This is a genomic window from Gorillibacterium massiliense (assembly GCF_000455485.1).
In the GTDB taxonomy this organism is placed as follows: domain Bacteria; phylum Bacillota; class Bacilli; order Paenibacillales; family NBRC-103111; genus Gorillibacterium; species Gorillibacterium massiliense.
On sequence record NZ_CBQR020000101.1, the window covers coordinates 41,609 to 67,730 of the forward strand.

The window sequence follows — 26,122 nt, forward strand, 5'->3', positions numbered from 1 at the left end:
GGAGGGCAAACTCTCTTATGAAATTAAAATAAGCCGACCGCCCCTTCCATGCAAGCACGGAGGAGCGATCGGCTTTGTAATTACAGTTTATGAGGGAACCGTTCCCGTGGGCACGCTTTCTTGCGTATCCAAATGGGCATCATCCAGTTGATCATTCAGTACGCCGCCTCCGTGCTGAAGAAATTCCAGCAGCAGCAGAGCTTTTTGCAGCTCTTCCAGACGATTACTGATACGGTCCAGTTCGTTTCTCATCCCTACGCAACTTTCCCGGATTTCAAATGCCCCGTTGTGTTTGTTCAAGTTCAACATCGTCGTAATTCCCCCCGGCGCTTTGCAAATGATTTCCTATAAAAAGTGATTCGCAGGTTATTTTCATTTTATGGGGGTACCCGAAATTTGACAATCTAGTCTTGCAGGGTATAGTAAGAATGATGCTGCATCTTGAACCAATTATGAACACAGACGGGAGATTTCCCAAACGATATTCTACCATGGAGGTTTCAATCTTGGACAACTTCGATCGCAATCTGGAAAATTATGCGGAGCTCGCCGTAAAGATCGGTGTGAACATTAAAAAAGGCCAAACTCTGGTCATCAACTCCCCCATTGAAGCGGCGCCTTTCGTCCGTCTTGCCGCGAAAAAAGCATACGAAGCCGGGGCACTTAACGTTCACGTCGAATGGAGCGATGATCAAACCGCGCTGATGAAATACCGCTACGCCCCGGACGAAGCGTTTACGCTTTTCCCCACATGGAGAGTGAAGGGCTTTGTGGAGCTGGCTAAACAGGACGCGGCTTTTCTCTACGTAAAAGTGACGGATCCCGATCTCCTGCAAGGCATCGATCCGGAGCGGATCCGCGTCGCCAACAAAACCTCGTTGGAAGCCAACGCTGAGTTCCAGCCCTTTACCCGGGAGAACCACAATGCCTGGACCATCGTCGCCGTTCCGACTCCCGCTTGGGCGGCCAAGATTTTCCCTGGAAAAGCGCCGGATGATGCGGTTGAGCTTTTGTGGGAGCAAATTTTCAAGCTGACCCGCTCCGATAAAGCTGATCCTATCGCCGCCTGGAAAGAGCACCTGGGCACGCTCCAAAGTAAACAAACACTCTTGAACGAGAAGCACTATACCAAGCTCCATTACAAAGGGCCAGGGACGGATTTGACCCTTGAGCTGCCCGAACTGCACCAATGGGTGTGCGCCGGGGAAGAAACCCAAAAGGGCAGAGCCTTCGTCGCCAACATTCCCACGGAAGAAGTCTTCACCAGCCCTCACCGGAATGGTACCAACGGATACGTCACCAGCACCAAACCGCTTAACTACGGAGGCAATTTGATCAACAATTTCACGCTGACCTTCAAGGATGGCGCCGTTGTCGATGTGAAAGCCGAGCAAGGCGAAGAAGTGCTGCGCAACATGCTGAAAACCGATGAAGGCGCGTCCCGACTGGGTGAAGTGGCCCTTGTGCCGCATCAATCGCCGATTTCCAATTCCAATCTGGTGTTCTACAGCACTTTGTACGACGAAAACGCCTCCTGCCATCTGGCCGTGGGATCGGCCTTTCCTTTCTGCATGAAGGGCGGAGCCTCCATGTCCGAGGAAGAGCGCAAGCAAAACGGGCTGAACAAGAGCATGACCCATGTCGATTTCATGATCGGCTCGGCCGATCTGGATATCGATGGGGAACTCTCCGACGGCACTCGCGAAGCCATTTTCCGCAAGGGAAATTGGGTCATTTAAGGAAATGTTGGGTTTTATGAGTCATTTGGCGACTAACGCAAAAACGGATCAGCATAAAGGCTGATCCGTTTTTCCATATAGGCGAAGCTGCCGCCTTATTTATAGATAATTAAATCAGACGCTTCCTTGCGGACCCGGGAAGGCGGAGTCGCTCCCGCTTTGGCATAACCTAGAGGAGTAAACGCGATAACCTCCAACTTCTCTTCTACCGATAGCACCCTGCGGGCTATTTCATGATCAAAAGCCGCTACCCAGCAGGTGCCTAATCCTTCCGCCGTTGCCGCCAGCACGAGGTGGTCCATGATGATCGCCGCATCGACGTCGCTGTAATTTTTGCCATCCTTGCGGACCCAGGCAATATCCGGCAGCGCACAAACAGCCAGTAAGTAAGGTGCCTCCGTAAACCAAGCCCGCTGATAGATTGTCCCAAGCTCGGCCTCCCGCCCTTCCGTCGGAATCACCAGCACCCGAAAGGGCTGGCGGTTTGCCGCCGTCGGCGCGAGCACCGCTGCCTCCAACACCCGTTCCAGCTTCTCCGGTTCCACCTGAACGGACCGGTCATAAGCCCGCACGCTGTACCGTTTTTCAAGAAGATCCCGCCACTGCATCCCGTTCACAACCTCCCTATCCCTATTTCCAATTCGTTTTTTCAATATAAGATAGGGACTGGTCGGATACCATGAGGAAGCGCACAGTTAATCATGGCGGCGTGATCTTCCATCTTAGCAAAAAACGTCAAGAACATAAGTTCTCGTTTTGCTACAATCAAGATGAGAGGAGGTCGAAGATGCCAGGGTACGAGAAAGTCATTGGGCTCTGCGTCGACCACATCGAAGATAACCTGGCCGAGGAAATTACCTTGACCGAGCTTGCGGATCTTGCCGGTTTGTCCAGCTTCCATTTCCACCGGGTCTTTCACGCGATCGTGGGTGATACCGTGATGGAGTATGTCCGCAAACGCCGGCTGGCTTGTGCAGCTCACCGGGTAGCGAATTCCGATGACCGGCTGCTGGATATTGCGCTGGACTTGGGCTTCGGCTCGCAGGAGACCTTTATTCGCGCTTTTCGCAGGCTTTTCGGCACCACGCCGGGCGAATACCGGAAGCGGGCAATCGCTCCTCCCTTCTATCCTCGCGTTAACGTATTGGAACGGCGTTACAATCCCTATTTAGGAGGAATTCGCATGGACTTCAAACTCGTAGCCAAACCCGCAATTCAAGTATTAGGTTATTCCCTCCGCACCACCAGCGTGGACGGTCAAAACAACCGGGAGATCCCGGAATTCTGGCAACGTTACATCCATGGCGGATGGGGCGCGCGCCTGCAGGAGCATGCCATTACGAACGCGGAATACGGCATCTGCGGCGAGTTCGATATGGAGACAAGCCAGTTCTCCTACATCATCGGCATGGAGGTTCCAGAAGGAACAAAAGCGGAAGACGGCCTTGTCCTCTATACAATCCCGGCAGCAGAATATGCGGTGTTCACCACTCCTCTCGCTCCGCCAGCGGAATTTTCCAATTCCATTCAATCCACATGGGGCGGGATTTTCTCGGAATGGTTCCCCCACTCCGGGTATGAGCATGCCGGCACTCCCGAGTTCGAATACTACGATGATCGCTGCATGAACGGCCAGGAGCAAGTACAAATGGATATCTACATTCCTGTGAAGAAAAAAGAGGCGTAAGACCGACCGTACTACGGTAACGGCTGCAGCAAAACGGGACGATCCCTAAAGTCGAAAATCCGGCTAGGGATCGTCCCGTTTTCCGATTTTTCTTCACGTTGACAGTTTCTCATAATCCCAAATGACCCTTTTTGCCATACATAAAGCGTATTAGATAGGGAGGTGAGAGCGAATCGTATGTTCCATTCCAAACTGGCCCTAGATGCAGAAATAAATTCCACGAAGTACGTAGGGGAGGTCATGTTCGAGCATTTAATAGCGAAGTATCAAAGTGAGCTGCTCCATCTGGCGATGTCTTACTTAAATGACTACCAGCTGGCGCAAGATTGTGTTCAGGAAATTTTTATAAAAGCTTACAAAAAAATCGATCCCGACAAGGATCAGGCCGCTCTGCGCAAATGGCTCAAAATATGTACAGTCAACCGCTGTAAGAGCATACTCAGGTCTGCTTTTTGGCGCAGAATGGTATTTTGGGAGCACGATCGAATAAAATCGGTATCTGCAGCAACCAGAGATGAGTACCCCAAGTTGGATGACACCGGAGTTCTGGATAAGGTGATGCGGCTGCCTATCAAATACCGCGAGGTGATAGTGCTTCATTACTATCAGGATATGACTCTCCAGGACATTTCCGTTGTGCTGAAAATAAGCCATGAAGCAGCCAAATCGCGTCTCCGTCGGGCAAAGGAACAATTGAAGGTCATGCTGGAAGGGGATAATTGGAATGAGTAGCCAGCTTGATGAGCTCTTGAAACAAAGCGCGCACAGATTGAACCGGCACAAGCTCGTGTTGGAGGTAGAGCCGAGAACTCTTGCGCCTGTTGCGAGGCGTATCCGACAACGGATTGTCGTAACCTGTATGATTTTATTCCTTTCTATTGCTGCCTTGATGATCCCTTTTTCATCCAAAGTATTGGCGTATGTAGCCAACTTGATACAAATAGAAGGGTTTCAGCAGGTCGTGGATAAGGGCTTTGTTACCCCAGTGGGTCAAAAATCGCTTCAGCATGGCATCGAACTCAGTGTGGAAAATCTATATGTGGACCAAGGCGAACTTCTTTTCGATATGGTCCAGTCGTATGGCAAAGAAGCAGTTTCGAGACTCGTGTTGAACACGAACGACGTCCAATTGTTCATTGATGGTAAAAAACTGGCCAACCACACAGGTGGCGAGTTTCGCGATCTGCAAGATGGCCGGTACGGGGGGATGATTTACTATACCAGAAACTATGGCTATGAAGAGGGTCCGTGTAGAGCGCTGCCCGAGCAATTTCGGTTAACAATTCAGGTGAATCGGATTGGTGACGTTCAAGGAAATTGGTCCATCGAAATTCCGGTATCCCGTGAACTTTCGGATCAGGCTACCCGTACCTTTGAACCTAGGATCTCTCACGAGGTAAACGGGATTACCATTAACGTAGAACGAGTGCTGATGACACCACTCAGCACATCAATCGACTTCGAGATGACCGTGCCTGAGAATTACTCGTTGACCGATCCGTCTGCTATCAGCAGCATTCAAGTGAAGGATGACAAGGGCTATATTATGGGGTCGGGCTATATTACCGGTGAAGGTGAACCCGTTGAGGGCGCCCGGATGAAATACCGGTTTACGAGCGATAATCTGCACACGCCTAAGGAAACGCCGAAGGAACTCGTAATAATCCCGCAGCGCAGTGTAATGGATAAACAGGATGAATGGGCTACTTATTTTCATGAAGAAGCGTTTGAACCCTATGTGTTTTATGTTCCCTTGCAAAAATGAAGCAACCCTGGATTTGTCAGGACTAATGTGAGGCTACGGCAAAAAAACACTCCTCGGGCTCGCGATCGCCGAAATGGGATCGAGCGCCTAAGGAGTGTTTCTCATCTTGAGCCGAATCCCCGTATTCAATCGCCGGCGCCCTCCGTTTGGATGCCGATGGCAAAAGCCGCCGGCTCCGAGAGGATGAACCCCAGAGCACGACGGCTTATGAATAGATTATTTAACAACAAAGGAACTCTTCAGCGACACGATGCGGTTGATGACCAGGCGTTCGTCCGTCGTATCCTTCGGGTCCACATTGAAGTATCCGTGACGGAAAAATTGATACTTGTCAAAAGGCTTCGCATCCTTCATGCCCGGTTCCACGAAGCCGTGGAGCACGGTGAGCGAGTTAGCGTTCAGCTTCGCCAAGAACGAGGTGTCCACCTTCGGTGCAGCAACGGCGCTTACCGCTGCGCTGGCGGCATCTCCGCCGGCATTAGCGGCAGCTCCAGCTGCGTCAGCCGCTGCCGGGATTTCCGCAACAACGGTTTCCTCCAACTCGGCCATTTCGTCTTCTGCACCGGTATCGCCGCTTTCGTCCAGCAAAATCGGCTCATACAGCCGGAATTCGGCGGGAACGGCATGGGCGGCTTCCACCCAGTGGATGGTCCCCTTCACTTTGCGGCCAGTAAAGCCGCTGCCGCTCTTCGTTTCCGGATCGTAGGTGCAGCGCAGCTCCACCACGTTGCCCGCCTCATCCTTGATCACTTCCTCGCACTTGATGAAGTAGGCGTGCTTCAAACGAACTTCGTTGCCAGGGAACAGACGGAAGTATTTAGGCGGCGGAACTTCCATGAAGTCGTCCCGCTCAATGTAAATTTCCCGGGAGAACGGAATTTGCCGTTCGCCCATCTCTTCGTTTTCCGAGTTGTTTTCAGCAGGCAGCCATTCGGTTTCACCTTCTGGGTAGTTGGTGATAACGACCTTCAGCGGGTCCAGCACAGCCATGGTACGAGGCGCCTTCAGCTTCAAATCCTCGCGGATGAAGTGCTCCAAAAGCTGCTCGTCCACCGTGCTGTTGCTCCGCGCCACGCCGATTTCCCGGCAGAAGGTGCGGATCGCTTCCGGCGTGAAGCCTTTGCGGCGCAGTCCCGCCAAGGTAGGCATCCGCGGATCGTCCCAACCGTCGACGGCTCCGGCATCCACCAAGGTTTTCAGCTTCCGCTTGCTCATGACCGTATTGGTCATGCCCAGACGGGCAAATTCATATTGCCGCGGCGTATTTTCCGTTTCACACTCTTCCACTACCCAATCGTACAGCGGACGGTGATCCGAATACTCCAAACTGCACAGGGAGTGAGTTACGCCTTCGATAGCGTCTCCCAGCGGATGCGAGTAGTCGTACATCGGATAGATGCACCATTTGTCGCCGGTTTGGTGATGATGCGCGTGCTTGATGCGGTAGATAACCGGGTCTCTCAAGTTGATGTTGGGAGAAGCCATGTCGATTTTGGCCCGCAGCACCTTTTCGCCGTCCTTAAACTCACCGTCCCGCATCCGCCGGAACAAATCGAGATTTTCCTCCACGGAACGGTTGCGGTAAGGGCTCTCTACCCCAGGACGGGTCAACGTTCCGCGGGTTTTACGGATGTCCTCGGCGCTTTGATCGTCCACGTAGGCTTTGCCCTTTTGGATCAGCTTGACCGCCAAATTGAAGTTCTCCTCGAAATAGTCCGAGGCAAAATGCAGTTCCTCCCACTCAAAGCCCAGCCACTTGATATCATTCAGGATGCCATCCACATATTCCATATCTTCTTTTACTGGATTCGTGTCGTCGAAGCGCAGATTGGTACGTCCGCCAAACTCGTCAGCCAGCTCGAAGTTGAGACAAATGGCCTTGGCATGCCCGATATGCAGGTAACCGTTCGGTTCCGGTGGAAAACGAGTGACGATGCTCTTCGTTTTGCCCGATTCGAGATCGCTTTGCACGATATTCCGTATAAAATGAGATGAATTCACTTTATTTTCCATTCTTTCAACCCCTCTATGCACCTATATCATCTTATAGTACACAATTTTACCGAGAAATATAATGGTTTTCATGCATTTTTCACGAAAAAAGCTCCAGCCGTCCAACCGGCCGAAGCTATCTCATAGACTTACTTATGCGATTCCGCCTGCCAACCGGCAATCAGTGGGACGCCGCCGCACTGTTATGCCGTTTCACAATCTGGTGCATCCCGAGGATGACACAAACCAATTCGTAGCTGTCCAACTGATCGGAGTGATTGTTCAAGGCAAAAGCGCCGGAATCGAACCAGCCGCTTATTTTACTGAAGTCCGCCACCAGAACCCCTGCTTCCGAACGGATCTCATATTCCTTGGAAAAAGCAGGAGACGTAATTTCATAGATTCCCCTACCGCCCGCATCGTACTCGTACCGTTTGGACATGAAGGACATCCGGTAGCGGAGATTGCCTACTTCTATCTCGTTTCGATCCGAAACCACCCATTTATTCGAGAAAAAGGGGAACTTGCCGCTGTACACCAAACTTCCGTTCCGGTCGTAAACATCAGCAGCGGAGCTGAAGGCGCTTTTCAAATCCAGCTCTCCTGCCCGTTCCCCTGCCTCATCGACAATCTCTGTCACGCCTGAGCTGAAAAAATTATCGCGAAAAACTAGCATCATCCGCCTATCGCTCCTTTTCCTGATCTTGCTAATTAATACGCAACCGGCAGCGATTCGTCTCCGGGTTTTTCCGGGACATGCGCCTTATTTTTCTGCACCATTCGAGGCAGGGCGATGAGGTAGTAGACGAAGGCAGCGAACATGAAGATCGCTAACGCGATATAGATGAAGTCGAGGCTCATAAGCTTCGGATAAAAGAGCGAAATGAACCCAAGGGAAACGGATTGCCCCAGCATGAGGATCGGATCGGTCCAGGCGTTGACCCGGCCCATTTTATCCGGCTCGACGATTTCCGGCAGCCAGCCGCCGATGACGATGTTGACCGGTGCCAACACGAGACCCGTAACAAGGACCAGCGATAAGAACACCCACGGATTCGCCACTTGGCTCATGACCAAGGTCAAGATGGTCGTACACAAAAGTCCGCCGATCAGCACCCGATGTGATTTGAGCGCTTTGATCAAGGTACCGCCGATGGCGCTGCCGCCGAGAAACCCGATCCCGAGGAAGATGGAAAACATCGAGACGAAATATTTGTAATTGTTAGGTGCGAGATGATATTTCATGGTGTACATAGGGAGAACGGCAAAGCCGCCATTGATGAAACCGAACAATAAAAATCCGCCAATGAGGGAAAGCAGCAGCTTGTTACGCAGCACGTAAAGCATCCCTTCGCGAAAATCACGGTAGGTTGATTTCACGTTAAGCTCGCGCCAATGGGCCGGCCCCGAAGGCTGGCGGACTTCCAAGGAAATGCGGCAGGAGCGGATGAGCGTCGCCGAAAGCAAAAAGCCGCAAAAATCCAAGATCATGGCGCCGATGACACCGATGTGCGTATAAGCAACTGCACCGAGACTTGCGCCGAAAAGCATGAACACGCCGAAAACAGTCTGGTTAAGTCCGGAAGCCAAGACATACTGCTCTTTGCCGAGAACGCCCTGCACCAATCCCATCTCCGCCGGACCAAAGAATTTAGAAACGGCGCTGCGCAAAAACAATATCGCGAACGTCAGGGGCAGGAACTTCAACAGAACCGAGCCTATGAGAAGGATGGTCAAGCCGGAGCGAATCCAGCCGGTGTATTCGGCAATGTGCTGCCGGTCGAAGCGGTCGGCTACAACACCGACGATGAAGAAGACGGCCAAGGTCGGCAAGGAATACATCATTTCCGCAAGGGACGTTAAGCCGGGTTGGCTCGAAAAGTGATCCAGTAAATAGAAAGCGAAGGCCATGTTGCCGATGATCGTGCCCATCTGGGAGCCAAAGGAGGCAATGAACATGCGCACGAAAACGGGATTGCGAAACAAATCTTTCATTTGGTTTCTCTCCTTTTTGTTATCTCTAGCTTTTTACTTGCAGGAGATGCCGCATTGACGTCAGCATCGTCTCCATTTGCCTATCCGCTTGAACCGTTTCATGCCCGAATTGAATGGAATCCATGAGCAAACCGTCACTAAAGCTGATCATCATGCCGACAATTCCGTCAATCGGCACAATCGGATGGAACTCGCCCCGGTCAACGCCGGTCTCAATCAAACTGCGAAACGCGCCGATGCTTGTGGCATACCGGTCATCCATAAGCGATGTCCACTTGCCGCTGCGCCAGTTGATGATGAAAAACTCCAACATAACGGGTATCATGGATCCTTGGGCGGTTTTTGCTTCCTCGATGATGTGCCGAGACATCATCTCGATCGTCTTCCAAACGGGCTCATCAGAGTTCTCGGGTCGGGTTAATCCTGAATCGTTATCCTGCTCCTTCTGACTGAGAAGGTCCAGCATCAATTCCTCCGTGGAGCCGTAGTATAAATACACGCCACCGCGGCTTAAGCCTGATTCCTCCACGACATCTTTCATCGTTACCGCTTGATACCCCTTGCGGATGAAGACCCGTTTTGCCGCCTCCAAAATCTCGATACGCTTGCTGTCTTTATATTCTTCCGTTACTTTCGGGGACATGAGTACACTCCTTATATAAAAATGACATCCATGTCGTTATTATAAACGACACGCGTGTCGCTGTAAATATCAGTATACCCAGTTTTTTCTTTCTTCTTCATTCTAAGCCACATTTATTTTGAAAAAACCGACTCCAGCCGGTTACTGCCGCTGGACTTTAGTCGAGCTTAGGCGGGCTGCTTTCTGGCGATTGGAGGTGTTAGTTGCTCCCTTCCTACGAGATATGACGCCAATCTCAGCACGTTGGGAGCTTCGGCTGGAGCGGAATTCGGATAACTTGGCTCCTTGCCCGCAGCTTTGGGTGTTGTAATAAGTACAGTCGTTTCCAGCGATTACCCTTTATCTAATGCCCTGTGATTGCATTTTCTGCAACAGAATTTCGGATCGACATGGCAAAAGGGGCTTCAAGCCGGATTCTCCTGCACTTTCTGCAATCAAATACACAAAATCCACTATAATATGGAAATTCACTTGTACATTATGCAACTGCCCTCAGGATCCAGCATCTTACTACTCCTCATAAGCGTAGTTGCTCTTACCGCGTTCTTACAGAACGAACGGCATTTACCGCGGCGGAAAAAGCCGATTTCCCGTATCCGCAACGAACAGAACAACTCATTATGAAATAAAAAACCTCATTTTCCACAGCTTGTGGAAAATGAGGTTTTCATTCTTGTTTTTTATAGGTTCAAAAATCCGAAGCTGACGCTTGGAAGGCCATGATGGCGCCCCCCCTTCACAATCGAACTTCAACAGGTACTCTCAGGTGAAGCTCATCAGGCGTGACATAGGCGTCATAGGCAAGGATGGCCACACCAGCGGCATGAGCTGCGGCGAGCGCGTTCGCAAAAATCGGGTCCATCTCCCGGTTTGGCGTGAAATAGTGGACGCCTTCCATCTGGATGAGGAACAGCAAATACCCCTCGTAGCCATGGTTCACGGCTTCGATCATCTCCAGAACGTGGCGGGCGCCCCTTGCCGTTGGCGCGTCCGGAAATTTCACCACTCCGTCCGCTTCCAACGTGACGCCTTTCACCTCAATGAACGCTTTGCGGCCAGCCGTCTCGGCGTATAAATCGAAACGGGAAGCGCCGAAAAAAACTTCCCGCCGCACTACGTCCGGGAGCCCCAGCGGCGACAAAAGACCAGCTGCCGCCGCTTCATAGACCGCCGCGTTCGGGGCCTGGGAGTCGATGTTGATCAGCCTCTCGCCTTTGCGGACAGCGATAAGCGAATAAGCCGTCCGCCGTGCCGGATTGTCCGACCGCTCCAAATAGACTTCGACTCCAGGCAGCAGCAGCTCCTTGCAGCGCCCGGTGTTTCTCACGTGCACCGTCGTCTCGACACCGTCCACCCATACCCGGGCGATAAACCGGTTCACCCGCTGGATGAAGATTGCGGGAACCACGTTGGAATAATGCATGGATCTTCTTCTCCCCGCAATCGTTACTCTTTTTCCAGCCGCGCGATAATGTCCCGATGGATCGCTTCCACGGTGCGGGGACGGTTCTCCTCATGGCAAACCAGCGTATCCCAACCGGCGCCGGCGGCCATAACGCGGTAAGCATCATATACCCGGTGTAGGTAGCTTTTATCCGCTTCGTGAATGTCCTTTTGCATATGGGTGTATTCCCGTGGAACCCGCTTGTCCACCAAGGAATCCGTCACCCCCGGCGGCATGTCCAGAAAAACCGTAAGCGCTGGCTTTGGCAGCCCGTAAACACCATACTCCAGTTCCTCTACCCAAACTTTGAAGTCCGCGAACTCCTCCTCGGGCAGTTTGGCCCCCTGATGGGCGATATTGGAAGTGACGTACCGGTCCAGCACGATGACGGTGCCTTTGGACAATTCCTTCAACAGGAACCCTTTTTTCTCGAAACGGTCTCCCGCATAAAGCAGCGAAGACAGCTTGGGATGGGTCTCGTCCACCCCGCCGAACTTCCCGTTCAAATAATTCGCCACTTCCTTGCCGAAAAACGTTTCTTGGTAGCGGGGAAATTTATAATACAAGGCCGGAACGCCTTTATCCGCAAAATAATCCGCAGCCATTTTCGCCTGCGTTGATTTACCACTGCCGTCGATGCCTTCCAGCACCATGATTTTGCCCTTCATGAAGATCTCCTTCGCCACACCGCACCTGCTTATCATAATCCATGCGGTGAATTCTCATTTTTCTCCCATTATACACAATGCAAAGGAATGACGGAATTTCCCTTTCCCCCGGTTTGCACGGTCTCACTCAGCATGTTACCAATAATGGACAAAATAAGGTATAATAAGATCAACTTTTCGTATAAAAGGGTGTGTCGAACATGACTGACCAGCAGAACCAACAACCGGAAGAGGAAGCCTCCGAACGGAAGAAAGTCAGCCTGCAGGATGCCATCAAACAAAAGCTCGCGGCGAAGAAGCAAGACCAAGCCGCAGGCAAATCCGGCGGCTTCGGCGCGGTTGCCAACCAGCAGAAGATGCAGAACCAAAACAACAAAAAGCCCAACAACCAGCGCAGACGCACCGGCGGCTCTTAAACCGGACGGTTTTGGGACAAGCAGAAGCAAAAGCAAGGACCGCCGCTCGCGCCATTTGGCGTGGGGACGGTCTTTTTTCACGATCGCAGCAACAGTATTCGTTTGTCCTAAGCCCCAGCGAGCCGCGCACCCCTACGGAAAGAACGCACCGTAACCGCCAGATCCGCCAGCATGAATAATACCGCCGGAAAGACTAAGTAGCTCCAGACCGAGGCAGCCCAGTCATACAGCCGTATAACCCCAGGTTGCAAAACAAGGAGACAGATCAGGGATAAGACACCCCAGATCGCCGTATAGATGAGGCAGATATGGCCGTTGATCTGAAGAGGGAGCCCGGTATAATCCCACCATCGCCTATGAAACAAATTGAAGAGCAGCGCGCCGCTTACATACTCTACCGCTGTTGGGACGATAAACAGCAGGGGAACAAGCCATGCCCACGACACTCCCGCATCCCGCAGGAAAATGATCACCATTGGCGCCAATCCGTACATCGGCTTGAATGGGCCTTTGAGGAAATCTTCTTTGCGATGCCCTTTCTCGATAAGACTAGCCCCGTTTTCCAGAAGCCACCCTCCAAAGGAATACACCATGAAATAAAAAAAATAAGCCTGCCACGAGGCCAGGCCATTTAACGCATCGTGGGCGAACAGATTCATCAGCAGATAACCTTCTCTCAGATGTGGAATCATCTGTTAGTATGGTTTTGATCTGCCGCGATCATTCGCCCGCCGCTTATTCGCATGTTACTTCTGTTCTAATGCCCGTAGTCCCAGCACGACTGCACCGGAAAGACCGGCGTTATCCTCAAGACCCGGCGGCACAATGTAAGTGTCCAACCCTTCGGAAATTTCCGCTTTTTGCACGTACCCGTTCAGAAGTTCCTTGACGTTTTGCCGGATCAGCGGGAACAGTTGACGCTGTTTCATGACTCCGCCGCCGAGGATAATCTTTTTCGGGGACAAGGTAAGAATGAAGGTCATGAGCGATTGGGCGATGTAATAAGCTTCCAGCTCCCACACCTTGCTCTCATGCTCCAACTCGTGTCCCTTACGACCCCAGCGCTTTTCCACAGCGGGACCGGCTACCATGCCTTCCAGGCAGTCGCCGTGATAAGGGCAAAAGCCTGCAAAAGAATCCTCAGGATGGCGCTTGACCAAAATGTGGCCCATCTCCGGATGCAGCATGCCGTGCAGCAGCTTACCTTCCACTACGGCTCCGGCTCCAACACCGGTTCCGATGGTGATGTACAGGCAACTGTCCAGTCCTTTCGCCGCGCCCCACTCCGCTTCGCCTAGAGCAGCCGCATTTACATCCGTATCAAAGCCCACCGGCACATCAAAATGTTTACGCACTGCACCTACCAGATCAAACTGGTTCCAATAGGGCTTTGGCGTCGTCGTCACATACCCATAAGTCGAGCTAGTACGGTCCAGGTCCACCGGTCCAAAAGAACCGATGCCCATGGCCGCAAAGCTTTTTCCACGGAAAAAAGCCTCCACCTGCGCCATCGTTTCCTCCGGCGTCGTTGTCGGGAAACTCACCCGCTCCAAGATCTCGCCTTTATCCGTTCCAATCCCGCACACAAACTTCGTACCGCCCGCTTCGATAGCCGCGATTTGCACCGTGTTTTCCCCCTCAAGTAAGCGTAATCACTTGGTAAAGTGTAACACAAAGCCGATGGAAGGTTAAGAGCTGTGCATGACAACTTTCGCCGCGAAGTATGGCATATATGAGGCGCGCTCTACAGTGAACAACGTGAACAGATAAAACGATAGAATAAATCCAATATTTTCATCTATCAGGATTGGCCACAAAAAAAAACAAACCGCCAACCCAAGTGGATTGGCGGTTATTTATTAGCTGTAAACCCAACTTTCTATTCTTACCCCGCAACGACTTCCGCCTCGGAAAACTGGCTGTTGTACAGGTCGGCATAGAAGCCGCCGTCGGCCAGAAGCTGTTTGTGGGTGCCCTGCTCGATGACGCTGCCTTCCTTCATGACAAGGATGAGGTCTGCGTCGCGAATGGTCGACAGCCGGTGGGCGATGACGAAGCTGGTGCGACCTTCCATGAGGGCGACCATCGCCTGCTGGATGTGCATCTCCGTCCGGGTATCGACGCTGCTCGTGGCTTCGTCGAGAATGAGGAAGCTGGGGTTAGCCAGAATCGCCCGGGCGATGGTCAGTAGCTGCTTCTGCCCTTGGGAGATGTTGGACGCTTCTTCATTCAAGATCGTGTTATAGCCATCCGGCAGGGTGCGGATGAAGTGGTCCGCGAAGGCTGCTTTGGAAGCGCGGATGATTTCTTGCTCCGTCGCGCCTTCTTTGCCGTAAGCGATGTTATCGCGGATGGTGCCGTTAAACAGCCAGGTATCCTGAAGCACCATGCCGAACTTCGTGCGCAGATCGCCTCGCTTCATGTCGCGGATGTCCACTCCGTTCACAGAGATGCGTCCATTACCGATCTCGTAGAAGCGCATAAGCAGGTTGACGAGTGTCGTTTTGCCGGCGCCTGTCGGACCGACGATGGCCACGGTCTGTCCAGGCTTGACGTCGATGTTCATGTCTTTGATCAGCGGCTTTTCCGGATCATAGCCGAACTGCACATGCTCGAAATGGACTTCGCCTGCATGTACCACCTCTTGCTCTTCATTAACCAGGCTCGCCACCACTTCTGGAATCTGTTCCTGCTCATCCAGAAGCTCGAATACCCGCTCGGCGGAAGCCACCGTCGATTGCAGGATGTTGGCGATATTCGCCGTTTGCACGATCGGCTGGGTAAACATCCGGGAATATTGGAAAAACGCCTGAATATCGCCGATGGTGATTCTGCCGTGAGTGACGAAAATGCCGCCGACCACGCAAATGGCCACATAACCGATGTTGTTGACGAAGCTTAAGAGCGGCATGATCAAGCCGGAAACGAATTGAGCTCTCCAACCGGACTCGTACAGCTTCTCATTCACTTCATTGAAATGGTCCAGGGACTCCTGCTCGCGGCCGAAGGCTTTCACGATCTTGTGGCCGGTGTACATTTCCTCTACGTGGCCGTTCAACTCGCCCAGCACCGTTTGCTGGCTTTTGAAATAGCCTTGGGATTTGGACGCCACGATCTTGGTGATAAAGGCGCTGCCCGGAATCGTCACGATGGCGATCAAAGTGAGCCAAGGGCTGATGGTGAGCATCATGACAATGACGCCGATCAACGTCACGATGGATGTAATAAGCTGCGTCAAACTTTGCTGCAGGGTGTTGCTGATATTATCGATATCGTTGGTGACCCGGCTCAAAATCTCGCCGTGGGTACGGCCATCGAAGTATTTTAACGGCAGCCGGTTCAGTTTGTCGTTGACTTCTTGACGCAGATCGTAAACCGTCCGCTGAGCGACTCCGGCCATGATGTACTGCATCAGGTAGCTAAACAATGCGCTCAGGATATATAACCCGATCAAAATCAGCATGATATTGCCGACGTAATCAAAGTCGACTTTCGCTCCCGGCACCTTCGATAACTTAGCCATCAGACCTTCAAACAGCCGGGTGGTCGCCTTGCCCATAATTTTCGGGCTATAGATAGAAAACACGGTACTGACAATCGCCAAAAGGAACACCGAAAACAAACGGTATTGATGGGGCTTCAAATAGCGGATCAGCCGCTTCATGGTTCCCTTGAAATCCTTCGCTTTCTCCGTCGGTCTCATCATGGGGCCGCCAGGACCGCCGCCGTGTCCGCCGGGACCGCCGTGTCCGCGTCTCGGGCCACGTCCGCCTGCGGGTGCTCCGCTCATAGGCTTGCTCATGCGATCTCCTCCTCGGACAGCTGCGAAGACACGATCTCACGGTATACCTGACTGGTCTCCATCAGTTGTTTATGCGTGCCCATGCCGGTGATTTCCCCGTCGTCGAGCACGATGATGCGGTCCGCATCCATAACCGTGCTCACCCGCTGGGCGACGATGAGCACGGTGGCGTCTCCCGTCTCCTTCTTCAAAGCCGCACGCAGTCTGGCGTCAGTTTTAAAGTCGAGAGCGGAGAAGCTGTCGTCAAAAATATATATTTCCGGCTTGCGCACCAAGGCGCGGGCGATGGACAATCGCTGCTTCTGGCCGCCGGACAGGTTGCCGCCGCCTTGGGCGATCTCTGAACCAAAGCCCTCCGGCATCGACTCGACGAAATCGGCGGCTTGGGCTACTTGGGCCGCATAGCGCACTTCATCATCCGTCGCGTCCTCTTTGCCGTAGCGGATATTTTCCGCGATGGAGCCGGTAAACAGCACCGCCGTTTGTGGCACGAGGCCGATTTTGGAGCGCAGATTTTCCTGAGTTAGCTCCCGTGCGTCCACGCCGTCGATCAGCAGTTGTCCGCCATTATTATCGATGTCGTAGAAACGGGGAATCAAGCTGATTAGCGTCGACTTGCCGGAACCGGTACCGCCGATGATCGCCGTCGTCTCGCCGGGACTGGCCGAGAACGTGATATTGCGGATCGCCGCTTCTTCGGCGCCAGGATAGCTGAAGGAAACGTTGCGGAATTCCACGAAGCCCCGCTTCGAGCCGGTCGTTTTCGGTGCGTTCGTATCGGTGATTTCCGCCGTCATATCCAGCACTTCGTTGATCCGAGCGGCGGAAGCTTGAGCCCGGGGAATCATGACGAACATCATGGACATCATGACGAGGGAGAACATGATCTGCATGGCGTATTGTAAGAAAGCCATCAAGGCGCCAACCTTCATGTCTCCGTTATCAATACGGATTCCCCCGAACCAGATGATCGCGATGGATGAAAAGTTCATCACCAGCATCATGACTGGCATCATAAGGGCCATGATTTTATTAACGCGGATTGCCGTATCCGTCAATTCTTCATTCGCTTTCGTAAACCGTTTGACTTCCCGGTCCGTGCGGTTAAACGCTCGGATAACACGGATGCCCATAAGGTTTTCCCGGACTACCCGGTTCAGGTTGTCGATTTTGACCTGCATGATTTTAAAGTATGGAATCCCTCTGCGAGCGATCAAGAAGATCGCCAAAGCCAAGACGGGGATGACGATCGCGAAAGACAGCGACAGCTCCGCATCCTTCGATACGGCCATGATGATGCCGCCGATACACATGATCGGAGCCATGATCATCATCCGCATGATCATCAACGTCACTTGCTGCACTTGGGTGATATCGTTGGTGGTACGGGTGATCAGCGAAGCGGTGCCGATCTTATCAATTTCATGCAGCGAGTAGCTTTCCACCCGGGAAAACACCTTCCGCCGCAAATCTCGGCCGAAGCCCATTGAGGTTTTGGCCGAAAAATAAGAAGCCAGAATACTGCAGATAGCCCCCCCTGCCGCTACCAGCAGCATGTAGCCGCCGATGCGCCAAATGTAGGGGATGTCTTTCCCGACGACACCCTTATCCACGATGTCCGACATCAAGGTCGGCAGGTAAAGCTCCGTCATCGCCTGAATGAACAGCAAAATCACCGAAATCACCACAATCCAGGCGTACGGCTTTAAATTGCGATAAAGCTTAAGCATCTCTTTTTCTCACTCCTGTCCGTTACATCCATCGGTTTTGAATGGCCTTTCCAGACCGACTGCTTGTGCCAAATTGTCTCGCATTTGCCCAAACAGCCTCTGCATGGTTAGCGTATCCTCCGGCGAAAAATGCTGAAAACATTCATCCCGCAAAGTCTGCATCACCTCTTGCATCTTTACGCATACGTCCCTCCCTTTATCTGTTAAATACACCCGGGAAATCCGCTGGTCATTGGGATCCTGGCGGCGCTCGATGAACCCGCTCTTCTCCATACGACCCAGCATGACGGTAAGGGTAGCAGCCTTAATGTGCAACAGATTGGCGAGCTCCTTCTGTTTCCAACCGTCTACCCTGCTCAAAGCGACCAAAAGAGGCGGCTGCCCCGGATATAAACCGACGGTATCCAACAACATTTGATTGCGCTGATAATGCAGCCGTATGACCTGAAAGAAAAGACGTGAAATGGAATCGTTGGAAGTTGGGGTCATCCTTTCTTTGTCTCCTTGTATTTTTAGTTAGCCGACTAAGTATCCCCATCATACGCGCTTAATCCTTTAGCTGTCAACTATCTAAATTTTGTCGAAAAGAAGACCTCGCTTACTCCGTTATAATCCCTTTATGTAAACGGAATATAAACAAATAGAGTGACTATTCCGACAGGCAACTACAAAAAGAACACCCTCAGGGGCGACCTGCCTTGCGGCATAAGTTCGTTTCCCGGAGGGTGTTTCATCCTTGTTAGTCTATGCTTACCATTAAAATCAAAATGCCCAGTTCCCTTTGCGGAAGACCGGAACCACCGAACCGTCGGCCAAAATCCCGTCGATATCCATCTCCGCCGACCCGATCATAAAATCGACATGAGTGATGCTTTCATTGACGCCATGGCGCTCCAGTTCTTCCGGGGTCATGGTCTTGCCGCCGGTGATATTGAAGGCGTACCCGCTGCCGATGGCCAGGTGATTGGATGCATTTTCATCAAACAGCGTGTTCAGGAACAAGATCCCGGACAAGGAAATCGGGGATTCATGGGGAACCAAAGCGACTTCCCCCAAATAATGCGAACCCTCATCAGAATCCACCAACCGCTGCAAAATCTCTTGTCCTTGCTCCGCCTCCACCTTGATGATGCGTCCCTGCTCAAAAGTAAGCTTGAACCCATCGATCAGATTACCGGCGTAGCTAAGAGGTTTCGTGCTGGAAACGAATCCGTTCACCCCGTCCTTCTGCGGCACGGTGAATACTTCTTCCGTAGGCATATTGGCCATGAACGTCACGCCTTTCTCGTTCACGCTTCCGGCCCCTACCCATTCATGCTTTTTGTTCAGTTCGACGACAAGATCAGTGCCCGGAGCCTTATAGTGCAGCTTGCGGATACGCATGGCGTTCAGCTCATCCACTTTTTTACCCAAGGAAGCGTTATGCTCTCTCCAGGCATGAACCGGATCCTCCGCTTGCAGCCGAACAGAATTGAAGATGGCCATCCACAGCTTGTCTACCGCTTCTTGGCCGGTTGCATCGGGAAATACCTTTTCCGCCCAATCTTTAGTGGAGGCGGCGACGACGGTCCAGCTTACTTTATCCGCTTGAACCGCCCTGCGGAAATAATCAAGCCCCTTGCCGGCCGCCTTTTGGTAATTTCCGATCCGCCCGGGGTCGATGCCCTTGAGGAGATCGGGATTCGGCGAGGTGATGGCGATAAAAGCCGCGCCGTTGTCCACGAAGGCGTTGCGCTTCGCCGTCTCCCACTCCGGAAAACGGGAGAACACATCGTCAGACGCCTTTTCATATTTCAGACGGGTCAGTATTTCGTCGTTCCAATCGACATGAACGTTGCTTGCCCCACATTCATAAGCTTTCGCTGCCAGAAGGTGCACAAGGGCGGCGGATTCTGCTGTCGCTCCATAGAGAAACACTTCCTGCCCCGGTTGGACATTGACGCCCACTTGCACGATCAAATCCGCGTATTTTTCTAGTTGCCGCTCAAATGTCATCGGTAATCGCTCCTTCTTTTATAACCGTCCGGTTCGGAAAATGGAGTACAGCACCCACAAGAACATCAGCCCCGCCACCGAGGAACCGACCTCGATCAGCGGAAAATGGTGCAGCAGCATCGGCACCTTGCCGACGGACGATGCGATGATCAGGCCCATGACGATAAGACTGAAGGACAGCAGCACGATACTGATGGAGATCCGGTTGCTGATTTGGTCCATTTTCTTCAGTAGGACATCCAGCTCAGGGATGCCGATCTCCACCTTCAACTTGCCGGCTCGAGCAAGCCGCGCCAACTGGCTGGCCTGCCGGGGCAGTCCAGAGATGTCCTCGAAAAACTGGGCTGTGGTCCTCCATGCCCGCTTGGTCATCTGTTCCGGATGCAGCCGCTCCCGGATTAGCCTCCGCCCGAAGGGCTCGGCCAGGTGTACCATGCTGAGCTCGGGATAGATGACCTGGGTAATGCCTTCCATGGTGAGCAGAGCTTTTCCGAGTAAAGTCATGTCCGTCGGGATGATAATATGATGGCGGTTAGCGACGCCGAACAGCTCCCGCATGGCCTCCGCTACGCTGACGTCTGCAAAAGGCACGTTGTAATATTTATCTCTTAGCATGTCCAAATCCTTGCGCAAAAGCACCATGTTGACCTCTTCCGAAACGAGGCCCAAATGGAGGATGGCGCGGATGATGGCATCGCTGCTTTTACGCATGAGGGCAATGAGCAGCGAGCTGAGGTGGTATTTCATCTCGTCGTTCAAATAACCGGTCAAACCGAAATCGACGAATGCGATCCGGTTGTCCTTGGTGATCATCACGTTCCCTGGGTGCGGGTCAGCGTGGAAAAAGCCGGCGATGAAAATTTGCTGGAACATAGCGTTGACGACGCGTTCAGCGATATTTTTCAGATCGTGGCCTTGGTTCTTCAACGTCCGCAGTTGGTTCAGCATCGTGCCTTCGACGAATTCCATCGTCAGCACTTTAGCTGTGGAGTGCTCCCAGTACACCTTCGGGATGAGCACGGTGGCGTCATTTTTAAACTGCTCGGCGATGCGGTCGCAGTTTTTTCCCTCGTGGGTGTAATCCAGCTCTTCCTGCATGGAACGGGACAGCTCGTCCAATATGCTGCGCACCTGAAAGCGGGCGATCCACTCCACTCGTTTTTCGGCCATGGCAGCCAAATCCCGCAAGATTTCCAGGTCGAGGGTTATGATCTTGTCCACGTTAGGCCGGCGGACTTTAACGGCGACCAGTTCGCCAGTGAGCAACTGCGCCCGGTGCACCTGGCCGATGGACGCAGCAGCCAGCGGAACTTCCTCAAAGCTGCGGAACACTTGCTCCATCGGCTTGCCGAACTCGGACTCGACAATATGGCGCACTTCTTCAATAGGAAAAGGCGGCACCTGGTCCTGCAGCTTCTGCAGCTCATGTATGACGTCTTCCGGAATGAGGTCGCTGCGGGTGCTGGAGAGCTGGCCCAGCTTAATGAAGGTCGGTCCGAGATCCTCAAGGACAAGCCGGATTCGCTCGCCCATGCTTTTGGTATTCTCTTCCCGCTCCTGCTTGCGGAGCCATTTGACCGGCAGGGACATCAGGTTGAGAAGCCCTATATCTTCTACCATATATCCAAATCCGTGGCGGGCGAGGGCCACGATAATTTCTCGGTAGCGGTTCGTATGCCGCATTTTCACCATTACGGGTTCGTCGTCTCCGGATTATTCGCGGACTCGGAAGAGGCAGACGCGTCTGTTGCCGATGAATCGGAAGAAACTGGAGCGGTGCCGGACAGCTTGGCTTCCAGATCGAGCAAATCCTGTTTCGTGGCGACGTCCAGTTCCACCAGGATTTTTTTCACCTGTTCGCGGACCATGCGCATGATCTCCGACTGCTGCTCTTGCCCTTTGGCAATCAGATTGTTGACCAAATCCTTGGACTCATTTTGACCCAGCTCGCCCTTCATCACTAACTCATCCACAAAGGATTGAACCTTCTCTTTGCTTACAGCTGTCACGCCGAGTCCCAAGGACAGGGCTTTTTTGATAAAATCGCTCATCTCTTATTCCCTCCAGTTCATTATGTTCACAAAACCCTTTTCATGAGGGGCAGATCCCCGCGTCTTGCTGTATTAACATTCTGCTAATATTATACAAGGGCTTAGATTAAAAGGAAAACAATCGACACTTCAAATATCAACGAGTCAGCACAAAAATGGACCCGCACTCCACAGTAGAGAGAACGAGGCCTTTAGCGATCTTGATCAACCACGTTTAACGATACTATTTTATAAGATTGCCCATTCGATCATAGAATAAATATTCACCTGTAAAATCTTCAATGGGCAATTTTATCAAAGTGAGTGAAGGATTGGCATCGATTTCTTTATCGATTGTTTTCCCGTCCTTTACCGTCATTTCTATTTTTGATAAGTCGGCATTCAAACTTAGGACAACTAAGTAGGGAACGATTTCATTTTTCTCGTCGAACAAGTCGATATATTGAATATAAATATCACTTGCTCGAGTTATCAACTTTTCAAAAGGAATTAACTTTATTAATTTATAGTTTGAATGACCGTTATTTTGCATCACGGCAAACGCGCACTTTTGTTCTTCCTCTACTATAGTGAATCCGACGATTTCTTTATCGTAAATCTCTTGGTTGTCAAAAATCTTGATAAGTGTTTTTGCCTTGTACTGTTTTGATAAATGATTCCCAATGAGTGTGACTTTATCGTGGCCCGTATTTCGCGAATAAATCAAGATTGCTGACGGTATGCTAATCCCTATGATAATGAGAAGGATCATGATCCTTCTTTTCCCCGTAATCATCGTACGCCCTCTCTCTCAGGTTATCTTAGTCCCTATCAGTTCAGAACACCCCTCCTTGCTGTTTACCCTTTTGGAACATCGGCATAATCAAGGCTTGTCCGCCAACTAATGGTATGGATTGAAGTTGAAGTTCCCCATATAGGTAAATGTCTTTGTCACAGTATGGTTTTTGCTATCGGTTAAAGCCACAGGAGTAATAACATTCTTCCAATATTATACAAAGGCTCAGATTAAAAGGAAAACAATCCGGTGACGCATACTAGAAAGGTCCATTGTTCTTTTTTCCGAAAGGAGCGTCAACCATGAGCTTGCTGCCAAATGCCCAAAGCATCCGCAGCTTCATCACCAAGCCTTTCGTCTTTTTCTCCCTTCTCCTCCTGTTCAAAAGCTTTCTCGCCTGGGCCGTCATTTTCGAAAATGGAATGGCCTGGAGGACGCTCATCACGGAAATCCCCTTTGTTTGGATTATATTCTGCTTCGTGGAATGGTTTTCCTCGCGGCATAAGCTGGTGATTTACCAAGGGGTGAACCTGGCGCTTACCGGGCTGCTTTTTGCCGTCATCATGTATTACAAATATTACGGGGTCGTTGTGACCTATCACGCGCTGCAACAGGTGAATCAGGTGACCGCCGTCAGCAACAGCGTCTTCTCCTTGCTCCAACCTTATTATCTACTGATCTTCACGGACGTTCTGGTGCTGGGTTATTTTTTTCTGCGGGGTAAGCGACGAAAAGCCTGGAAACGGCATGGGGCGATAAAAGTAAAACGAAGCGTCGTCATGACGCTGTTCATCTTTTCCCTGGCCGTCTGTCTGTTTAACATCCTGCCGAACCGGGCCAGTATGAGCGAAATCAAAAAGGCGGAAGGGATGGGCATCTTCGGCTACGAAGCCTATACCATCCTTTCCGATGAGAAACCGGAGGATCTGGTGCCCGTCTCGGAGATCAGCCAGCCGGTGATCGACAACCTGAAAAAAGGGTCCGGTTCCGGTCAGCAAAATGGGGAGCACTTCGGAATCGATGCGGGGAAAAATCTTATTATCATCCAACTGGAGTCCTTCCAAAACTTTCTCATCGGTCTAACGGTGGATGGAATGGAAATCACCCCGACGATGAACAAATTGGCGAAAGAAGGGTTGTATTTTCCGAATTTTTATCATCAAGTGGGGCAGGGCAATACGTCCGACGCCGAGTTTATCGTCAACACCTCATATTACATCCCTTACCGGGGAGCGGCTACCGGAAGCTACGCCTACAAAAAGCTGCCCAGCTTGCCCAAGCTGCTGAAGGAAAACGGCTACACGACGTCAACTTTCCATACGAATATTGTGGAATTCTGGAACCGGGGTGAATTATACGATGCTCTGGGGTTCGATCGGTATTACGACAAGGCGTTTTTCGGCAGCAGCGATGAGGTTTTCTTCGGCGCCTCCGATGATGTGCTGTATGCGAAAACGTTAGAGGAACTTAAAACGAAGGAGCAATCGAGCCAGCCGTTCTATTCGCAAATCATCTCCATGACGGCTCATCATCCGTTCACCATACCAGAAGACAAGAAGCTGTTGAAGCTGCCGAAAAGCTACGACAACACGCTGGTAGGCGACTATATCCAAGCACAGCATTACGCCGATCACGCCCTCGGCCAGTTCATCGAAGGGCTGAAGGAAAACCGGATGTGGGACGACAGCCTGATCGTCATCTACGGCGACCATATGGGCTTGCCCATCTACTCCCTTGAGCATGATGACAAGAAACTGATGGAAGATGCCCTTGGTCATGAGTACAGCTATCCGGATATGATGAATATCCCGCTGATGATTTTATCAAGCGGTGTCCCCCCACAAACGGTAGAACAAACCGGGGGTCAAGTGGACGTGCTGCCTACCGTCGCCAATTTGCTGGGCGTATCGCTGGAAGGACACCTGCACTTCGGCCAGGATATCCTGAATGAGAAGCATAATGTTTTGCCGGAACGGTATTACTTGCCTACGGGGTCTTTTATCGGGGACGATGCGGTATTTATTCCGGGCGTGGCCTTCGAGGACGGGACTTCCTATCCGCTGAAAATCACCAACGACGGCGCCGAGGCGCTGCAATCGGATTATGAGGCGGCGCTGCGGCTTTTGAAGCTGTCCGACAGCTACGTCCGTCGGCTGCCGGATCGGGGGAAGAATCCAAACGCCCAATCTGTTGAGAAAAATGAAAGCCCTGCGGATTGACACTGAAATCGTTTCATTCCATCGGTTTCATTAAACAACCAAAAAGCGACCTAAATCGGTCGCTTTTTGGATATTACTCATGATAGCGAACTACTTATTTATAACCGACCAGAAGCATGGCTTCGGTTCATGCTGATGGTTGAACAGCATTGGCCAAGTGGTGCGCTCTTTTCCCGGAAAATAATCAAGCCACGTATAATCGTCGGCCGCCCCCCAGAACGTAACATTCGTGATGACATCCTTATAAGAACGGAACAAATCGAAAATTTGTTCATACCGCAGCCGTTGCTGCTCCACCATTTCTTTGGACGGGGCTGTAAGATCCCTGCGTTTGTCGTCCTCTTTGAACATTGGGAGATCCATCTCAGTAATATGGAGTTGAAGACCTAAGGAAGCAAACCGCTCGATGGCTTCCTTGATCAAGTCGAGAGAAGGGTCATAGATATTCCAATGGGCTTGCAGCCCGATCCCATGAATCGGCGCACCGCGGTCGAGCAGACTTTTCACCAGCGTATACATGCGTTCCCGCTTTACCGGTTCCGATTCGTGGTAGTCGTTGTAGAATAATAGGGCATTCGGGTCGGCCTCATGGGCGAACTCAAAAGCTTTTTGGATATAATCCTCGCCGACGGATTCCAACCAACGGCTTCGGCGCAGAAGTTCGCCTTCTTTATCATTAATCGCTTCGTTCACCACATCCCAACAGTACACGTCGCCTCGGTAGCGGCAAACGACGGTGTCGATGTGGGTTTTCATCCGCGCCAGCACCTGTTCCCGTGAAGCGGGATTGCCGTCCCGCCCTTGGAACACCCAATCCGGCGTTTGATTATGCCAAACAAGAGTATGTCCCCGCATGCGCATGCCATGTCTCTTGGCAAAGGCCAGAATGGAATCCGCCTTATCGAAGGTAAAGATGCCCTCTTCCGGTTGAAGTTCTTCCGGCTTCATGTGATTTTCGCAAGTCAGGCTGTTGTAATGACGGGCGATAAGCGATCCCGTCGATTGCAGGACATCGGGGTTAACGGCGGTCCCTATCGGAAAATACCCCGCAAAAGCATTGTGCAGCGATGGGATTTCATTGAGGCATTCAGCTGGTTGCTGAACTGGCTCTTTATTGATATTCATCTTATTTCCTCCCCATCCGAGATCCTCGGTATCTTTGCGGCAAAAGTGCCCGCTGGGTCTATGTTTGCTCCTGTCC

General features: G+C 51.7%; 25 protein-coding genes. 7 read left to right on the plus strand and 18 right to left on the minus strand.

Features of this window, described 5'->3' with window-relative positions:
• Positions 1 to 87: 87 nt before the first annotated feature.
• Positions 88 to 309, minus strand: a complete 222-nt coding sequence (locus tag TJ79_RS12680; RefSeq protein ID WP_040950689.1) for a hypothetical protein — start codon at positions 307 to 309, stop codon at positions 88 to 90.
• A gap of 197 nt (positions 310 to 506) precedes the next feature.
• Here TJ79_RS12680 and TJ79_RS12685 point away from each other — a divergent pair, with 197 nt between their 5' ends.
• Positions 507 to 1,739: an aminopeptidase gene (locus TJ79_RS12685; RefSeq protein ID WP_040950690.1), complete on the plus strand. Its 1,233-nt coding sequence runs from the start codon at positions 507 to 509 to the stop codon at positions 1,737 to 1,739.
• A 95-nt stretch (positions 1,740 to 1,834) separates the two neighbouring features.
• Here the strand turns inward: TJ79_RS12685 and TJ79_RS12690 are convergent, their stop codons facing one another.
• Positions 1,835 to 2,347: a nitroreductase family protein gene (locus TJ79_RS12690; RefSeq protein ID WP_040950691.1), complete on the minus strand. Its 513-nt coding sequence runs from the start codon at positions 2,345 to 2,347 to the stop codon at positions 1,835 to 1,837.
• Positions 2,348 to 2,526: 179 nt separating this feature from the next.
• Here TJ79_RS12690 and TJ79_RS12695 point away from each other — a divergent pair, with 179 nt between their 5' ends.
• The 3 genes from TJ79_RS12695 (at position 2,527) to TJ79_RS12705 (ending at position 5,191) form a co-directional block, all read left to right on the plus strand.
• Entirely contained in the window at positions 2,527 to 3,426 is a 900-nt protein-coding gene (locus tag TJ79_RS12695) for an AraC family transcriptional regulator (protein WP_040950692.1), read from the plus strand.
• A 240-nt stretch (positions 3,427 to 3,666) separates the two neighbouring features.
• On the plus strand, positions 3,667 to 4,158 hold the full coding sequence (locus TJ79_RS12700; protein ID WP_162162952.1) for a sigma-70 family RNA polymerase sigma factor: 492 nt from the start codon (positions 3,667 to 3,669) through the stop codon (positions 4,156 to 4,158).
• Positions 4,151 to 5,191 (plus strand): DUF5643 domain-containing protein, encoded by a 1,041-nt coding sequence (locus TJ79_RS12705; protein WP_040950694.1) that lies wholly within the window; start codon positions 4,151 to 4,153, stop codon positions 5,189 to 5,191. Before TJ79_RS12700 ends, TJ79_RS12705 begins: the two co-directional genes overlap by 8 nt.
• A 216-nt stretch (positions 5,192 to 5,407) precedes the next feature.
• Here the strand turns inward: TJ79_RS12705 and TJ79_RS12710 are convergent, their stop codons facing one another.
• From TJ79_RS12710 to TJ79_RS12725, 4 genes are all read right to left on the minus strand, one after another.
• The gene (locus TJ79_RS12710; RefSeq protein ID WP_040950695.1) at positions 5,408 to 7,204 is read right to left on the minus strand and encodes a glutamine--tRNA ligase/YqeY domain fusion protein; all 1,797 of its coding nucleotides are present in this window, start codon (positions 7,202 to 7,204) and stop codon (positions 5,408 to 5,410) included.
• 160 nt (positions 7,205 to 7,364) lie between these two features.
• Entirely contained in the window at positions 7,365 to 7,862 is a 498-nt protein-coding gene (locus tag TJ79_RS12715) for a hypothetical protein (protein WP_040950696.1), read from the minus strand.
• Positions 7,863 to 7,894: 32 nt separating this feature from the next.
• Positions 7,895 to 9,178 carry an MFS transporter gene (locus TJ79_RS12720; protein WP_040950697.1) on the minus strand — a complete coding sequence of 428 codons (1,284 nt, stop codon included), beginning with the start codon at positions 9,176 to 9,178 and terminating at the stop codon, positions 7,895 to 7,897.
• Positions 9,179 to 9,203: 25 nt separating this feature from the next.
• On the minus strand, positions 9,204 to 9,821 hold the full coding sequence (locus TJ79_RS12725; protein ID WP_052339550.1) for a TetR/AcrR family transcriptional regulator: 618 nt from the start codon (positions 9,819 to 9,821) through the stop codon (positions 9,204 to 9,206).
• A gap of 118 nt (positions 9,822 to 9,939) precedes the next feature.
• Between TJ79_RS12725 and TJ79_RS28150 the strand changes: the two genes are divergently transcribed.
• Positions 9,940 to 10,131: a hypothetical protein gene (locus tag TJ79_RS28150; RefSeq protein ID WP_155987871.1), complete on the plus strand. Its 192-nt coding sequence runs from the start codon at positions 9,940 to 9,942 to the stop codon at positions 10,129 to 10,131.
• A gap of 426 nt (positions 10,132 to 10,557) precedes the next feature.
• Here the strand turns inward: TJ79_RS28150 and sfsA are convergent, their stop codons facing one another.
• Both sfsA and TJ79_RS12735 read right to left on the minus strand, forming a co-directional pair.
• Positions 10,558 to 11,244: a DNA/RNA nuclease SfsA gene (gene sfsA, locus TJ79_RS12730; protein ID WP_040950698.1), complete on the minus strand. Its 687-nt coding sequence runs from the start codon at positions 11,242 to 11,244 to the stop codon at positions 10,558 to 10,560.
• 23 nt (positions 11,245 to 11,267) lie between these two features.
• Positions 11,268 to 11,951, minus strand: coding sequence for a dTMP kinase (locus TJ79_RS12735; protein ID WP_162162953.1), 684 nt, complete (start codon positions 11,949 to 11,951; stop codon positions 11,268 to 11,270).
• A gap of 182 nt (positions 11,952 to 12,133) precedes the next feature.
• Here TJ79_RS12735 and TJ79_RS12740 point away from each other — a divergent pair, with 182 nt between their 5' ends.
• Positions 12,134 to 12,349, plus strand: coding sequence for a hypothetical protein (locus tag TJ79_RS12740; RefSeq protein WP_040950700.1), 216 nt, complete (start codon positions 12,134 to 12,136; stop codon positions 12,347 to 12,349).
• Positions 12,350 to 12,456: 107 nt separating this feature from the next.
• Here the strand turns inward: TJ79_RS12740 and TJ79_RS12745 are convergent, their stop codons facing one another.
• The 9 genes from TJ79_RS12745 to TJ79_RS12785 form a co-directional block, all read right to left on the minus strand.
• Positions 12,457 to 13,041: a putative ABC transporter permease gene (locus TJ79_RS12745; RefSeq protein ID WP_040950701.1), complete on the minus strand. Its 585-nt coding sequence runs from the start codon at positions 13,039 to 13,041 to the stop codon at positions 12,457 to 12,459.
• A gap of 54 nt (positions 13,042 to 13,095) precedes the next feature.
• Positions 13,096 to 13,974 (minus strand): ROK family protein, encoded by an 879-nt coding sequence (locus TJ79_RS12750; RefSeq protein WP_040950702.1) that lies wholly within the window; start codon positions 13,972 to 13,974, stop codon positions 13,096 to 13,098.
• Positions 13,975 to 14,234: 260 nt separating this feature from the next.
• Positions 14,235 to 16,151, minus strand: coding sequence for an ABC transporter ATP-binding protein (locus TJ79_RS12755; RefSeq protein ID WP_420319389.1), 1,917 nt, complete (start codon positions 16,149 to 16,151; stop codon positions 14,235 to 14,237).
• Positions 16,148 to 17,881: an ABC transporter ATP-binding protein gene (locus TJ79_RS12760; protein ID WP_040950703.1), complete on the minus strand. Its 1,734-nt coding sequence runs from the start codon at positions 17,879 to 17,881 to the stop codon at positions 16,148 to 16,150. The genes TJ79_RS12755 and TJ79_RS12760 overlap by 4 nt, the downstream gene beginning before the upstream one ends.
• A gap of 9 nt (positions 17,882 to 17,890) precedes the next feature.
• Positions 17,891 to 18,370, minus strand: a complete 480-nt coding sequence (locus tag TJ79_RS12765; protein WP_040950704.1) for a MarR family winged helix-turn-helix transcriptional regulator — start codon at positions 18,368 to 18,370, stop codon at positions 17,891 to 17,893.
• A gap of 273 nt (positions 18,371 to 18,643) precedes the next feature.
• The gene (locus tag TJ79_RS12770; protein WP_040950705.1) at positions 18,644 to 19,876 is read right to left on the minus strand and encodes an aminopeptidase; all 1,233 of its coding nucleotides are present in this window, start codon (positions 19,874 to 19,876) and stop codon (positions 18,644 to 18,646) included.
• 18 nt (positions 19,877 to 19,894) lie between these two features.
• On the minus strand, positions 19,895 to 21,568 hold the full coding sequence (locus TJ79_RS12775) for an ABC1 kinase family protein (RefSeq protein WP_040950706.1): 1,674 nt from the start codon (positions 21,566 to 21,568) through the stop codon (positions 19,895 to 19,897).
• Positions 21,568 to 21,927, minus strand: a complete 360-nt coding sequence (locus TJ79_RS12780) for a phasin family protein (protein ID WP_040950707.1) — start codon at positions 21,925 to 21,927, stop codon at positions 21,568 to 21,570. Before TJ79_RS12780 ends, TJ79_RS12775 begins: the two co-directional genes overlap by 1 nt.
• A 223-nt stretch (positions 21,928 to 22,150) precedes the next feature.
• Positions 22,151 to 22,702: a hypothetical protein gene (locus TJ79_RS12785; protein ID WP_040950708.1), complete on the minus strand. Its 552-nt coding sequence runs from the start codon at positions 22,700 to 22,702 to the stop codon at positions 22,151 to 22,153.
• A gap of 302 nt (positions 22,703 to 23,004) precedes the next feature.
• Here TJ79_RS12785 and TJ79_RS12790 point away from each other — a divergent pair, with 302 nt between their 5' ends.
• On the plus strand, positions 23,005 to 24,921 hold the full coding sequence (locus tag TJ79_RS12790) for an LTA synthase family protein (protein ID WP_052339552.1): 1,917 nt from the start codon (positions 23,005 to 23,007) through the stop codon (positions 24,919 to 24,921).
• A 90-nt stretch (positions 24,922 to 25,011) separates the two neighbouring features.
• Here the strand turns inward: TJ79_RS12790 and TJ79_RS12795 are convergent, their stop codons facing one another.
• Positions 25,012 to 26,046: an endo-1,4-beta-xylanase gene (locus tag TJ79_RS12795; RefSeq protein ID WP_052339553.1), complete on the minus strand. Its 1,035-nt coding sequence runs from the start codon at positions 26,044 to 26,046 to the stop codon at positions 25,012 to 25,014.
• Positions 26,047 to 26,122 lie beyond the last annotated feature (76 nt).

Coding starts and splice junctions, on each gene's coding strand:
- TJ79_RS12680 (WP_040950689.1), bottom strand. CDS start 309: ATGTTGAACTTGAACAAACACAACGGGGCATTTGAAATCCGGGAAAGT.
- TJ79_RS12690 (WP_040950691.1), bottom strand. CDS start 2,347: ATGCAGTGGCGGGATCTTCTTGAAAAACGGTACAGCGTGCGGGCTTAT.
- TJ79_RS12695 (WP_040950692.1), top strand. CDS start 2,527: ATGCCAGGGTACGAGAAAGTCATTGGGCTCTGCGTCGACCACATCGAA.
- TJ79_RS12700 (WP_162162952.1), top strand. CDS start 3,667: ATGTTCGAGCATTTAATAGCGAAGTATCAAAGTGAGCTGCTCCATCTG.
- TJ79_RS12705 (WP_040950694.1), top strand. CDS start 4,151: ATGAGTAGCCAGCTTGATGAGCTCTTGAAACAAAGCGCGCACAGATTG.
- TJ79_RS12710 (WP_040950695.1), bottom strand. CDS start 7,204: ATGGAAAATAAAGTGAATTCATCTCATTTTATACGGAATATCGTGCAA.
- TJ79_RS12715 (WP_040950696.1), bottom strand. CDS start 7,862: ATGATGCTAGTTTTTCGCGATAATTTTTTCAGCTCAGGCGTGACAGAG.
- TJ79_RS12720 (WP_040950697.1), bottom strand. CDS start 9,178: ATGAAAGATTTGTTTCGCAATCCCGTTTTCGTGCGCATGTTCATTGCC.
- TJ79_RS12725 (WP_052339550.1), bottom strand. CDS start 9,821: ATGTCCCCGAAAGTAACGGAAGAATATAAAGACAGCAAGCGTATCGAG.
- sfsA (WP_040950698.1), bottom strand. CDS start 11,244: ATGCATTATTCCAACGTGGTTCCCGCAATCTTCATCCAGCGGGTGAAC.
- TJ79_RS12740 (WP_040950700.1), top strand. CDS start 12,134: ATGACTGACCAGCAGAACCAACAACCGGAAGAGGAAGCCTCCGAACGG.
- TJ79_RS12745 (WP_040950701.1), bottom strand. CDS start 13,041: ATGATTCCACATCTGAGAGAAGGTTATCTGCTGATGAATCTGTTCGCC.
- TJ79_RS12755 (WP_420319389.1), bottom strand. CDS start 16,151: ATGAGCAAGCCTATGAGCGGAGCACCCGCAGGCGGACGTGGCCCGAGA.
- TJ79_RS12760 (WP_040950703.1), bottom strand. CDS start 17,881: ATGCTTAAGCTTTATCGCAATTTAAAGCCGTACGCCTGGATTGTGGTG.
- TJ79_RS12765 (WP_040950704.1), bottom strand. CDS start 18,370: ATGACCCCAACTTCCAACGATTCCATTTCACGTCTTTTCTTTCAGGTC.
- TJ79_RS12770 (WP_040950705.1), bottom strand. CDS start 19,876: ATGACATTTGAGCGGCAACTAGAAAAATACGCGGATTTGATCGTGCAA.
- TJ79_RS12775 (WP_040950706.1), bottom strand. CDS start 21,568: ATGGTGAAAATGCGGCATACGAACCGCTACCGAGAAATTATCGTGGCC.
- TJ79_RS12780 (WP_040950707.1), bottom strand. CDS start 21,927: ATGAGCGATTTTATCAAAAAAGCCCTGTCCTTGGGACTCGGCGTGACA.
- TJ79_RS12785 (WP_040950708.1), bottom strand. CDS start 22,702: ATGATTACGGGGAAAAGAAGGATCATGATCCTTCTCATTATCATAGGG.
- TJ79_RS12790 (WP_052339552.1), top strand. CDS start 23,005: ATGAGCTTGCTGCCAAATGCCCAAAGCATCCGCAGCTTCATCACCAAG.
- TJ79_RS12795 (WP_052339553.1), bottom strand. CDS start 26,046: ATGAATATCAATAAAGAGCCAGTTCAGCAACCAGCTGAATGCCTCAAT.